The organism is Bacteroidia bacterium, assembly GCA_026932145.1.
In the GTDB taxonomy this organism is placed as follows: domain Bacteria; phylum Bacteroidota; class Bacteroidia; order J057; family JAIXKT01; genus JAIXKT01.
In genome coordinates, this window is record JAIXKT010000055.1 from 1 (window position 1) to 13,267 (window position 13,267).

Annotated in this window: 14 protein-coding genes; 13 read left to right on the forward strand and 1 reads right to left on the reverse strand. The window is 37.4% G+C overall.

What is annotated here, in order from left to right; translation table 11 throughout:
* Positions 1-211: 211 nt before the first annotated feature.
* From LC115_12725 to LC115_12750, 6 genes are all read left to right on the forward strand, one after another.
* Positions 212-457 (forward strand): PqqD family protein, encoded by a 246-nt coding sequence (locus tag LC115_12725; GenBank protein MCZ2357531.1) that lies wholly within the window; start codon positions 212-214, stop codon positions 455-457.
* Complete coding sequence (locus tag LC115_12730; protein MCZ2357532.1) at positions 450-1,499, forward strand: ATP-grasp domain-containing protein; 1,050 nt, start codon at positions 450-452, stop codon at positions 1,497-1,499. Before LC115_12725 ends, LC115_12730 begins: the two co-directional genes overlap by 8 nt.
* A gap of 29 nt (positions 1,500-1,528) precedes the next feature.
* On the forward strand, positions 1,529-2,890 hold the full coding sequence (locus tag LC115_12735; protein MCZ2357533.1) for an alanine racemase: 1,362 nt from the start codon (positions 1,529-1,531) through the stop codon (positions 2,888-2,890).
* 86 nt (positions 2,891-2,976) lie between these two features.
* Positions 2,977-5,157: an urea transporter gene (locus tag LC115_12740; GenBank protein ID MCZ2357534.1), complete on the forward strand. Its 2,181-nt coding sequence runs from the start codon at positions 2,977-2,979 to the stop codon at positions 5,155-5,157.
* On the forward strand, positions 5,145-6,488 hold the full coding sequence (locus LC115_12745; GenBank protein MCZ2357535.1) for a hypothetical protein: 1,344 nt from the start codon (positions 5,145-5,147) through the stop codon (positions 6,486-6,488). Before LC115_12740 ends, LC115_12745 begins: the two co-directional genes overlap by 13 nt.
* A complete protein-coding gene (locus tag LC115_12750; GenBank protein MCZ2357536.1) occupies positions 6,476-7,093 on the forward strand; it encodes a tetratricopeptide repeat protein in 618 nt (205 codons plus the stop codon). Before LC115_12745 ends, LC115_12750 begins: the two co-directional genes overlap by 13 nt.
* Before the next feature lie 117 nt (positions 7,094-7,210).
* Here LC115_12750 and LC115_12755 read toward each other — a convergent pair whose 3' ends face one another.
* Positions 7,211-7,798, reverse strand: a complete 588-nt coding sequence (locus tag LC115_12755; protein MCZ2357537.1) for an RNA polymerase sigma factor — start codon at positions 7,796-7,798, stop codon at positions 7,211-7,213.
* 426 nt (positions 7,799-8,224) lie between these two features.
* Between LC115_12755 and LC115_12760 the strand changes: the two genes are divergently transcribed.
* From LC115_12760 to LC115_12790, 7 genes are all read left to right on the forward strand, one after another.
* A complete protein-coding gene (locus LC115_12760) occupies positions 8,225-8,821 on the forward strand; it encodes a hypothetical protein (protein MCZ2357538.1) in 597 nt (198 codons plus the stop codon).
* 1 nt (position 8,822) lies between these two features.
* On the forward strand, positions 8,823-9,674 hold the full coding sequence (locus tag LC115_12765) for a 3-hydroxybutyryl-CoA dehydrogenase (protein MCZ2357539.1): 852 nt from the start codon (positions 8,823-8,825) through the stop codon (positions 9,672-9,674).
* Entirely contained in the window at positions 9,675-10,193 is a 519-nt protein-coding gene (locus tag LC115_12770; protein MCZ2357540.1) for a CopD family protein, read from the forward strand.
* 51 nt (positions 10,194-10,244) lie between these two features.
* Positions 10,245-10,421, forward strand: coding sequence for a hypothetical protein (locus LC115_12775; GenBank protein MCZ2357541.1), 177 nt, complete (start codon positions 10,245-10,247; stop codon positions 10,419-10,421).
* Positions 10,422-10,626: 205 nt separating this feature from the next.
* The gene (locus LC115_12780) at positions 10,627-11,241 is read left to right on the forward strand and encodes a thioredoxin family protein (protein ID MCZ2357542.1); all 615 of its coding nucleotides are present in this window, start codon (positions 10,627-10,629) and stop codon (positions 11,239-11,241) included.
* Between the two features lie 27 nt (positions 11,242-11,268).
* Entirely contained in the window at positions 11,269-12,465 is a 1,197-nt protein-coding gene (locus LC115_12785) for a sigma-54 dependent transcriptional regulator (protein MCZ2357543.1), read from the forward strand.
* An 11-nt stretch (positions 12,466-12,476) separates the two neighbouring features.
* Positions 12,477-13,259 carry an enoyl-CoA hydratase/isomerase family protein gene (locus LC115_12790; GenBank protein ID MCZ2357544.1) on the forward strand — a complete coding sequence of 261 codons (783 nt, stop codon included), beginning with the start codon at positions 12,477-12,479 and terminating at the stop codon, positions 13,257-13,259.
* Positions 13,260-13,267 lie beyond the last annotated feature (8 nt).

Genomic DNA, 13,267 nt, shown 5'->3' on the forward strand with positions numbered 1-13,267 from the left:
CCAATGATACACAAAGAAAAAAATTAAAAAAAATAAAAAGAAAGCTCTAAAAACACTGGAAAGTCTCTCGAAAGTCTGATTTCAAAGTCAAATTTTATACCGATACATTTGACCTTTTTACCGATAAACCGACATACTCGGTGTGTTCTCCGATTTTTTAGCTACATATATTTATATTCAGTGCAACTTTGTATATCCAAAATAAAGAATCATGCAGTTAAATAAAAATATAGCGGTTAGTGACTCGGGGTTTATTTTTAACCCAAGCACTGGGGACTCTTTTTCTACCAATACTATTGGAGGCGAGATTATTCAAATGCTGAAAGAGAATAAAGATAAGGAAGAGATTATCCAAAAACTCTTGGAGGATTATTTGGTAGATAAATCTACCTTAGAAAAAGACTTACAAGATTTTATTCAGATGCTAACGGCTCATTATCTATTAAAAAATGAGTAAGCAAAAAATCACCGTAGGAGTTACTGGCTTAAATAACATTGACAGTCCTGGGCCGGGTATTCCGGTAATTCGGGCTTTAAAGGAAAGTTCACATTTTGAGGTTCGGATTATTGGGTTGAGCTATGAAACCTTAGAGCCGGGGCTGTATATGCACGATTTGGTTGATAAGTCGTATTCCATACCGCTTCCGGGTACCGGAACGGCAAGTTTATTACAACGTTTGAGCTACATTCATGAAAAAGAGCAGTTAGATGTTATTATTCCCAATTTTGATGCGGAGTTACACAGTTTTATTCGGTTAGCTCCGCAGCTAAAGGCTGAATTTGGAATAGCTACGTTTCTGCCTACCCAAGAGCAATTTGAATCTCGGCATAAATCGGTGCTGTATGAATTTGGTGTAGCCAACAAAATTAAAGTACCCAAGTCCCGTATGGTATTTTCTCCGGCAGAAATTACCGCACTTGCGTATGAATTTTCTTTTCCGATTGTCGTTAAGGGAAAGTTTTATGATGCGCATATTGCTGCAACAATGGAGCAGGCTATTAGCTATTTCCACAAAATCAGCGCTAAGTGGGGGCTTCCTATCATTATCCAAGAATTTGTTTCCGGTAATGAAGTGAATGTTACAGCCATTGGTAATGGTACGGGAAAATGTATCGGCGCAGTGCCTATGCGTAAATTGTATATTACTGACAAGGGAAAAGCTTGGGCAGGCATTTCCTTAGAAGACGAGCAACTTATCGAGATTACCAATCGAGTTATTGCAAACTCCTGCTGGAAAGGCGGCTGTGAGCTGGAGTTCATCAAGACACAAGCCGGTGAATATTATCTATTAGAAATGAATCCCCGTTTTCCGGCATGGATTTATTTAGCCGTAGGCTGCGGCCAAAATCACCCGGAAGCACTCGTTAAAATGGCCTTAGAGCAAAACGTGGAACCATTTGCAAATTATGAAAGCGGAAAATTATTTATCCGATACAGTTTTGACCAAATTGTATCATTGAGTGAATTTGAGAAAATATCTACATTCGGAGAATTATAAAATTATTTTTTCTAACAAAGACAACTATTATGAGCAAGAAATCCTATGAACGTCCGGTCATTCAGAAGCTAAACGCCGGTATTATGAACAAGTTTGGCACTAAAACGGAGTTTTTTCCGGTAACTCATATTGACGGAGTTGCGGTAAACAAACTATTAACCGATTATGGTTCACCGCTTTTTGTGATTTCGGAAAGACAAATTCGCAGAAATTACCAGCAAGCGAATCGAGCTTTTAAAACCCGCTACCCCAAAGTACAATTTGCTTGGAGCTATAAAACCAATTACCTGAATGCTGTCTGCAAAACATTTCATCAAGAAGGTTCTTGGGCAGAAGTTGTTTCTATTTTTGAATACCGGAAAGCCCTTGCAAATGGTGTTCCGGGAAATAAAATTATATTCAATGGCCCTGATAAAACAGAGGCTGACCTAAAATTTGCTGCAGAAAATGATTCGCTCATCCACATTGACCATTACGATGAATTGTATCAACTTGTAGAGATTTTGCAAACAGAGGATCTTCATGCTCGGGTAGCTATCCGGGTAAATATGGATACCGGAATTTACCCCATGTGGGATAGGTTTGGCTTTAACTACGAAAATGGGCAGGCGTGGAACGCAATTACCAAAATCATGTCCCAGCCGGGAATGGAATTGGTGGGCTTGCATTGCCATATCGGAACATATATGCTGAGTGCGCAAGCATACGCTACCGCTGCCTATAAATTAGCTGACTTAGCACACCATATCAAACTTAAATACGGAAAAGTTATCCAATACTTAGATTTAGGAGGAGGATTTGCTTCCGAAAACACCCTAAAAGGTTCTTACCTGCAAGGTGCTGATGTTGTTCCCTCTATTGACGACTACGCAGAAGCTATCACAACAGCAATATTGAATGCCGGATTTAAGCAGGAAGACCTACCAACCTTATTTTTAGAAACTGGAAGGGCATTAATTGATGATGCCGCTTGGCTGCTGGGAACCGTTATTGCGACCAAACGTTTAAGCGACGGCAGGAGAGCAACTATCTTGGACTTCGGGGTAAATCTGCTCTTTACTTCTTTCTGGTATGACCATAAGATTTCTGTATCCAAAGAATTTTCACACCACACTGAAGACATGATTCTTTACGGACCTTTGTGTATGAACATAGATTGTGTGCGGGAAAACATTAACCTTCCGTTACTGAACAAGGGAGACCACGTTGTTGTGCACAAAGTAGGTGCTTACAATATGACCCAGTGGATGCAATTCATCCAAATGCGCCCCAAAATCGTGCTGATTGACAGAGAAGGAAAAGTACACATCATCAGGGAAAATGAATCCTTAGAAACAATGCTGCGATATGAACAAACTCCTGACCATTTACAGGATATTTCATTAGCTTAATCATAAAACCAGAATCTATACATTTATCTGATTATCAATAAATAACATATTGAAAAAAATAACCTGTTTACTAAATTGAGATATTTATGCTGAAGCAGATTTCTTTATGGCTTGAATCAACCCTAAATAGTTACGGCCAGATATTTTTTTCATTAAATCCGGTTTTTTCTGGAATAATTTTATTGGTAACTTTATTTGTACCAACACAAGGTTTAGCCGGTTTATCAGGTGTTTTGTTAGCCAATTTTTTGGCACAGCGCTTAGGTTTCAACCAAACAGAAATTCGGGAAGGTATTTTTGGTTTCAATGCCTTGTTGTTAGGCTTAGCCTTAGCGCATCAGTTTGACTTTACACTCACATTCTGCTTCTTCTTTATCATATCAATCGTTATTTTGCTGCTGATGACGGCTGTGATAAAAGGTTTTTTGCAGGTTTATCATTTGCCTTTTGTGAGTTTACCTTTTTTGGCGACCTATTGGCTCGTTTCTCTCTCGGCGGGCAATATGTCGTCTTTGGTATGGAGCGACCAAGCCGTTTATGCAATTAATGAACATTCAAGGATGCAGGAATATGCTTGGTATCAGTTAGTTCACAGCTTAGATGCTAATTCTTTACCGTTATTTGTAGCTGTTTTTTTGCGGACGTTATCGTCCGTATTTTTTGTAGATTCTATTTTGGGAGGCTTATTGATAGCTTTGGGGCTATTGTATCACTCAAGGATTGCGTTTTCGTTAGCGGTAATAGGCTTCTCAACGGCAATCGTTTGTTATCAATTATTAGGTGTTCCGTTATTAGATTTTATTTATGGTTTAAGCGGCTCCAATTTTATTTTTTGGGGAATAGCCGTAGGCTGTTTTTATCTTGTGCCAAATATTGGGAGTTATTTAGCGGTGATTATTCTAACACCGGTTTTAATGATGCTGGTAATTAGCTCCGGAAAAGTGCTGGAAGTTTTTCAACTAAAAGCCTTTACAGTAGCCTTTTCTGCACTCACTATCCTATTTTTGTTTGCATTATTACACCGTTGGTTTCATCAGTTTTTGCATTTGGTTACAGTTCAATATTACCATGCAGAGAAAACAATCTATAAATATCTTTCTTCATTACAGCGTCTAAAAAATGTTGGTTATGCTAAAATTTCCTTACCGTTTTTTGGAGAATGGTCTGTTAGTCAAGGATATAATGGTTCTCTTACCCACTTAGGTGATTGGAGCTACGCCTTAGATTTTATGATTCAAGATGATGAACAAAAGAGTTATTACAGAGCGGGAGTTAATCGGGAAGACTATTATTGCTACAACAAACCGGTTTTAGCTCCTTTGGATGGCTATGTTTATGACATTCACAATTACGTTGAAGAGAATGACATTGCTGGAGTGAATACAGAACAAAATTGGGGTAATACTATTATTATCAATCACTTGAATGGGTTATATTCACAGATCAGCCACCTTAAAAAAGATTCATTTTTGGTTTCTATTGGGGATTATGTTACTCGGGGCACAATCATAGCGGCTTGTGGAAATAGCGGGCGTTCACCGGAACCACATATCCATTTTCAGCTACAAACAATTCCATTGGTTGGTGCAAAAACACTCCCTTATCCGGTGGCTTATTTTGTCGAAAAAGATAAAAATGACCAAGAAACATTACACACTTTTGAAGTACCAAAGCTACATACAACCATCAGTAATGTTCTACCGGCTGAACTACTCACGGCAAGTTTTGATTTCAAACCCGGTAAAAAAATTGCTTTTTTGAAAGAAAACACTCAAGAACTCACCGTTTGGGAGGTGATGACAGACGCTTTCAACCGAAGTTACTTATTCTGCACCGAAACCAAATCCGTAGCCTATTTCATAAATGATGCAACAATGTTTTATTTTACTGACTTTGAGGGAGATAGAAACTCATTGTTATTTCAATTTTACTTAGCGGCTTTTCGCGTATTGCTGGGTTGTTATCCCAAAGTTACCCTCACAGACCAAATTCCCTTAATTCATTTCAGCAGCATTTGGGTTCAGTGGATACAAGATTTCTTAGCTCCGTTTTACCTGTTCGTTAAGGCTGCTTATGAAAGCCGAATCTCGACAGTAGATAATCAACATTCACCGGCTAACTTAGCGATTTTAAGCCACATAAATACCCGATTTTGGGGTAAAAAAACAAATTCAGTTTCCTACAAAATCTCTTTGTACGAAAAAAGAATCCAGCACTTTTCTATTTTAAAAAAACATCAAACAATCAATTATTTATGCGTTGCTTGATTGTTGTAGCAAAAGTAGGGCTTTTATTAGCCAGTTTTGCAGCTATCGTTTTTAATGGATTTAGTCAAAACCTCTTAGATGTTGATTATCAAACGTACAATCTTTTTGTGCAAGGAAAGTATGACTCCTTAAAAATCATTGGAAATGAATACATTAAAAGAGGTGATGATTTTTATTTTTTGAGAATGCGTTTGGGAATGATTTATTATCAGGAAAAGAACTATGAAGTTGCTCAACAGCATTTTGAACGAGCATACCAATTTAACGATGCTGATTCAGTTTTACAGGAATACTTGTATTTTACATATCTCTTTACGAATCAGCCGGAATCGGCAAATATTTTGCTCTGTAAGTCATCAATAAGTCTGCAACAAAAGCTAAACTATCGTCCTTCGGGTATCCGGCAGATTACCATCGGCGGCGGCTATCTGACTACCAATAATGACCACAACTTTGCAGCAAAAGATATTTTGCAGCAAAATGCCTATGCAGAAGGATATTTTTCCGGTAAAGCTATTTTCGGACGCTTAGAAATACAAAGCGTTCATAATAAAGGACTTAGAATGTTTCATGCAATCCAGTGTTTTAGTACTACAACTCTTGGGCGCACAATTGCGCCAACGTTTCATTATGCCCAAACGGGTAATAACTTAAATATTCAGTATAACGGAATGTTATCTTATGCTTTTAATCGTGGTTGGAAAACTTATTTGGGGGCGGGCTTTTATAGACAGACATATTCTTTGTATCAATTTGAAACGACGAATCCTGTATCTCCGGATACTTTTCCCAAAACAAAAGTTTTTTATCAAGGTTTTTGGTCAGATTGTTTTGCCGGAGTATTTGGCGTGAGCAAACGCCTTCCGTACTGCGCTCCTTTATTGGAAATTGCAGTTGCAAATTTTAACCAGAAACTCTTTTTGCAGGGAGAAACCTCTATTACTTATTTTCCACTTGGAAATACCCATTTTTACGGCACAACTACCTTCACATTAATCAAGCAAGATTCTTTAAATCAGTTTGTTATATCTCAATCTATCGGTGGAAAAATAACCAACAAGCTCTGGTATGAAATCAATGGCAGCTACGGAAACCATCAAAACTATCTGGCTGCGATGGGGTTTCTAACCTATAATACGCTTGGAATAGTTCGCAGCACCATCGGGTTTGATTTACGATATTATCTCAATCGGTTTATAATCAACTTATTGTATAGATTTCAATTACGGGAAGGGAACTACTTTCAAGTTACCCGAGAAAATATTATTCAACGACCAAATTTTAATTTCAATAACCACATTTTTTCAATTTCAATAACATGGAAACTGTAAGAAAAATTTCTGTATTCTGTCTGTTAGCAATGCCTTTAGTTGTTTTTGGACAAGACCAAGCTATTCTACATCAGGCATTTAGCAAAAGTTATACTCAAGAATCTGCACATAATTACAAAGGAGCTATTGCCGAACTTTCTGCACACTACACCGAATCGTCTTACGAACTCAACTTACGTCTTGCTTGGCTTAGCTATTTAGCCGGATTATTCAATGAATCCGTTACATATTACCAAAAAGCGGCAAAACTGATGCCTGCGGCAACAGAACCTCTTTGGGGAATCATCAACCCTTATACCAAAACCGAAAATTACAATGATATTGAGCAAATTTACTTGTCTATTTTGAAGTTAGATCCCAAAAATGCTAAAGCTAATTATTCTTTGGGAATTTTGTATTACTACCGCAAAGACTTTATCAATGCAAAAAAATATTTAGATGTATCCCTAAATCTATATCCATTTGACTATGACTCTATGCTGATGAGTGCTTGGACAAACTATTTTTTAGGGAAATTAAACGAGGCTAAAATTCTATTTAACAAGGTGTTGCTTTCAAACCCCAATGATAAATCTGCTCTGGATGGATTGGGGCTAATCAAATAAGAAACACTATTTATTACTTTTCATAAATAGTTTAAACAACTTAACATCCAACTTCTATAATTTAACAATCTGTTTTTCAGGATATTGCTTTAATAGAAGTTGGATGTTTTTTAGATTTCAGGCTGCATTTTTAGTGTCTAATAAAGTGCGCAGTTTTTTTAAGGCATAACGCAGCCGTCCTAAGGTAGTATTTAGGTTGGTGCCTGTTTGCTCTGCTATTTCACGGAAAGAGAGTTCTTCAAAAAAGCGCAGGTGAACTACCTCCCGCTGAGATTTTGGAAGCTGGTTTAATAAGCAGGAAATAGTTTCTGCTAATTCTTGATACATAAGTTGTTCCTCCGGCATACTATCGCTATGAATAGCCTTTTGAGCTACAAGCAAGTCTTCGTTACCCCACAGATGTTGTTTACTCTTTTGGTTTCGATACTTATCTATAGCCAGATTTCGGATAATACGGCTTGCCCACGATAAAAATCTACCGTCATCAGCATACTTTCCAGAAATAACCTGTTGATAGATTTTTAGCATACCCTCTTGCAGCAAATCATCTACAGATGCTGCATCCAGTAAAATTTTTTTAGCTACACTGCGCAAGTATGTGTGATGGCGGTGCATCAACATATCAAAAGCACGGCATTCCCCTTGTTGCAAAATATGAACTAATTCAATATCTGAAAGATTTGCCCAACTTAACTTTGTTTTCATTGCTTTACGATTTAAAGGTTTTCGTAAAGGTTCTTCCATATTTTTACGTTTATACGTAAATCTGAAACATAAATTTTACACTATTAAGTAAAAGTGCTCTTATAGGTAGCGGTCTAATGATGAGTGTAAATATTTAACGAATAAAGTAATGAATTATTTTATGGATAGAATTTTTTTAGCAAGAAATGATGGCTCAAATGTAGTGAATTATTTGTTTTACAAAGAACTTTTAGTGCTAAAAAGTAGTTTTTGGTAAATACGTAACGCTCCGGTTAGTGGCTATTTTGATACCCAAAACGCCCACCAAGTTTATTGGACAATTTAGTTAGAAAATATTTAGGCAGCGTTAAAAGTTTTGTATTTTTGTCATTTTCGGATAGTTACCTTATGTTATTGGGTCTAATACATATATTAGCATTAAATATAGTGTTGTTATTTGCACCGGGTTTGTATGTTATTTCAATATATTCACGGCGCAGACTCAAACATGTTACCTTAGAATGGTGGCCTTCCGGCTTAGTACTATTTTCCACCGCACTTTTGGTGCTAAATATTTTATTACTGATAACGACCGGATTGTTAGCTACATCCGTTATGGATAATTTTCCAAGCATAATCGTTAATTCGCTTCCTGCTGAAAATATCAGGCTATTAGCATTAGATAGCTTTTTCTTACTTATATCTGGCGTTTTAGTATATATTTCCGTTCAAAATTTGTTTACTCAATACGTTACCCACGAGGGAATTGTGATTTCACAAATCAAATTAAGCCATAAATTAGTAACTTACAAGCTATTACGCTGGGAAGATATTTCTGATTATTACCTAAGGCGGGATTACCCTGTTACCTATTTCAATTTTTTAGTAAAAAACAGCCAGCAAAATGGTTACGACCGTATTCAGGTTCAAGTTCCGTTTAGCCATCTGCAACATTTTCAGGGTATCTTGGATATGAATTTGAATTTACAAGAAGAAATACGTGAACGAAAGCGTATGCAAAACAGAAAAATTTCAAAAAATTAATATGAAAATTCAAACCGTTGGTGTTGCGGGAGCTGGAATTATGGGGCAAGGTATCACAACAACCATTTTGTTATCAGGATATAACGTTATTTTGTATGATATTAATAACGAAACATTGGAGTCTGGGAAACAGTTAATTACCGGATACATCAACAAAAGTCAGCAGTTGGGAAAGATTTCGGCAGAATTAGCCCAGAACGCCTTGTCTAATTTGATAACTACCACCACACTCACAGAACTTGTGGGAGAGTTAATCATAGAAGCTGCACCGGAATCATTAGCCATAAAACAAGAAATTTTCAAAACCGTAGAATCCGTTAATAGCACCGAAACAATATTTGCGACAAACACTTCTTCGTTATCTGTTTCTCAGATAGGCAGTTGCCTTATCAACCAAAAGCGTTTTTTAGGGTTACACTTTTTCAACCCGGCACCTTTGATGAAGTTAGTGGAAATAGTTCGCAGCTTAGCCACTACACCAGAAACGGTTCAAATAGTGCGCAATTTTACCGAATCTTTACAAAAACAAACAGTGATAGCAGCAGATACCCCCGGCTTTATTGTAAACCGAATAGCCCGCTTTTATTACTTAGAAAGCCTGCGTATTCTAGAAGAACAAGTTGCTAATGTGGAAACTATTGACAAACTATTTGAAGGAACTAACTTTCGGATGGGGCCTTTTCGGCTGATGGACTTGATTGGCATTGATACGAACCATGAAGTTACAAAGTCAATCTACCGCGGTTTTTTTGATGAACCTCGTTTTAGACCCAGCAGGATTCAGCAAACATTGGTGAACGCCGGAAAGTTTGGGAAAAAAACACGCTCAGGATTCTACGAATATCCCGACTAAATGCTTTACATCAAAGCACTACACGTGATTTTTGTCGTAACTTGGTTTAGTGGCTTATTTTATGTAGTACGCCTATTCATCTACAACCGAGAAGCACAAGATAAGCCCCCAAAAGAAGCATTAATCTTACGAAATCAGTACCAAATTATGATTAACCGCTTATGGTTGGGCATCACTTGGCCTTCAGCGATACTAACATTCATTTTAGGAAGTACCTTATTATCAACCTATGAGAATATTCCTACTTGGCTTTGGTTGAAAATATGCCTGATAGTTGGGTTATTTACCTATCATGGAACTCTTCATTATATCTATAAACAACAAAAAGAAGGTCATTTTTCTTTAACCTCAAAACAACTTAGAATCTGGAATGAAGTAGCCACTGTTTTCTTAGTCGGAATCGTAATGTTGGTAATCGTTCGGGATTCAATAAGCCTACTTTGGGGCTTATTGGGGATTTTTTTATTCGCTATGGTATTATTAACAAGCATTCAGGTCTATCAACGCCTCCGAAAGTAAGATACTATTTCCGAAATTAGATAATAGAAATTCTAAACTTATTGGTTCATAATGTCTTTTGTGCTGCACAAAATAAATGATGGACTCATTAAGAAATCTGGTTGTGGTTCAGAAAGTATGATGAGATATTTAGCTAACTTTACAATTAACGAAACCCATAATGCCCTGATAGCAATAATAACTCATCAGCAAAATTACGGCTTTCCTACATTCTATACCAAAACCTGAACATTGGTTTAAGCCGGTTTGGCACCTGTTAAATTTGTAACTTTGCAGTCCATAACGTTGTAGTATTTTGGTTGCCAACGCAATAATATGAATTTTGGGCTGTAAGCCTATTGAATATTAGTTTGAACCAGTTTATTCTAAAACAGTAATTTTGCTATTTGAAACAGCATACGAGTTGCTAACTTTGCCATAACTAACTCAACAGATGTACAAGATCTTTTTAATATTGTGTTTATTCCCTATCTTAAACCTAAATGCTCAGCTTGGGCCGGGAAATACAGCTATACCTTTTTCACTTAAAAACGTTGATGGAAAAACAATTTCTTTGTATTCCTTAGAAGATATGAACGGAGCTATTCTTGTTTTTACCTGTAATAGTTGCTCATACTCAAAATCTTACGAAGAAAGAATCAACCAACTGCATAAAAAATATGCCCCCAAAGGCTTTCCTGTAATCGCCATTAACCCAAATGACCCAAAGATTGATACCAAAGATTCTTATGAAAATATGGTTAAATATTTTAATGAAAAAAAGTATTCTTTTTACTATCTGCAAGATATTACCCAAGAGATAGCTAAGGCTTATGATGTGCAAGAATTGCCCTACGTTTTTCTTTTACAAAAATATACCGGCGGAAATTGGGGGGTAGAATATACCGGAGCTATTGATGATAGCCTACAAAATAACCAGAAAATAAAAAACCGCTATGTAGAAACAGCTATCCAGCAAATTCAAGATAGCGTTGAGGTAAATCCGACTTCCACAAAAACTATCGGCTGCGGTATCAAATGGAGAGGCAGTAACAACACAAACAAATAGAATCCCGAAAAAGCCAATTATCAAAATATGAAATTAGAGCAAGTTAAGCAGCGGTTTTCTATTATAGGAGAAAACGACCGGCTGCTGGCTGCAATAGAGATGGCGATGCAAGTAGCTCCCACCGAAGTGGCCGTGTTAGTCGTAGGCGAAAACGGAACAGGAAAAGATGTCTTCTCAAAAATAATCCACCAATTAGGGAAACGCCGATTAAAGCCCTTTATCGCCATAAATTGCGGAGCTATACCGGAAGGAACTATTGATTCTGAGCTATTTGGGCACGAAAAAGGATCGTTTACCTCGGCTTATGAATCCCGAAAAGGATATTTTGAAGAAGCTAACGGCGGAGTTATTTTTTTAGATGAAATAGCCGAAATGCCAATGGCAACTCAATCCAGGCTGTTACGGCTATTAGAAAATGGAGAGTTCCTACGTGTAGGAAGCTCAAAAGTCCAAAAAACAGACGTTCGAGTAGTAGCCGCCACCAATAAAAACTTAGTAGAAGCCATACGCTTAGGGAAGTTCCGTGAAGACTTATATTTTCGGCTAAATGCCGTTACCATTCAGGTGCCGTCTTTACGCGAACGAGGTAAAGATATAGAACTCCTCTTCCGGTACTTCGCCCATGAATTTAGCTCCAAATATGGGCGAGAACCCGTTCATCTGACTCCAGAAAGCATCCCAAGCCTACTTCAATACCGTTGGCCAGGGAATATCCGAGAACTGAGAAACTTTGTAGAAAAACTGACCGTCATTTTGCCTAACCCAGAAGTAGATACCTTTACTTTAAAGCAACATTTACCGTCCAGTAACGTATTTTTACCGGTTTCTTTAAGTACCCCTCCCGCACAAGACCAATTTACGCACTTCGCAGATTCCAATGCAATATTGATACGGATGCTTTTTGAAATCAAACAAGAAATTTCCGAATTACGAAAAATGATTTCTTCGCAGATAAGATCTAACCAAAACTATGAAGATGATTATCCTGTTTCTACGATTCATTCCGATCCGTATTTATTCAATGCAGAATCCTTAGGCAGTACTCAACCCATTCCGGAAAGCCGCCAGTTAGATGAATCATTATCAATTGAAAAAAAAGAGAAAGACTTAATCGTTCGGGCACTAAGTAAGTTTAAAAATAACCGAAAACGGGCTGCTGCCGAGTTAGGTATTTCCGAAAGAACACTTTATCGCAAATTAAAATCCTATGGCTTAGAGGACTAAGCAACTTTGATATGAGCAATTTTCGTACTATTTTGTATTCTGTGCAGCAGCATTGCTGCACTATCACACTAAATCGCCCAGAAAAAGGAAATGCGCTGCATTTTGTAATGATTCGGGAGTTAAAGGAAGCCTTACAACTTGCGGAAGCAGATACAACCATTCGAGTAGTGGTCGTCAATGCTGCCGGAAATACATTTTGTGCCGGCCAAGACATGGAATACCTAAGCAAATTGCAAGGATATGGCTTTGATGAAAACCTTCAAGACTCAGTTTATTTACTGGAATTATTTACCAAGTTGTATAAATACAACAAATTGGTGATTTCGGTGGTGCAGGGTGCTGCAATTGGCTCTGGAGCTACCTTAGCATCGTTAGCAGATTACACTATTGCTACCCCGAATGCTTATTTTCAATTTTCTTCCGTGAAATATGGTTACGTTCCGGCCTTAGATATGATTTTTTTACCGATAAAAATTGGCGAAGCCAAAAGCCGTGAATTACTCCTGATTGCAGACCCAATACCGGCAGAAGAAGCCCAAAAAATCGGCCTAATCAGCAAAGTAACCGAGCCGGAAAACCTAAACACAGTTGTACAAAACTTAGTAACCAAAATAAGCACAGAAAATTCTATGGGAGCTATTGAATTTACTAAGAGAATGTTAGCAGATTTACATGGTATGACTTTTTCAGAAGCCTCTGTTTTTGCAGCCAAAATAAATGCGCACACACGAACAACAGCGGAAGCCAAACAAGGTATGAATGACTTCCTAAACAAACGAAAACCTTCTTGGTAATTCTCGCT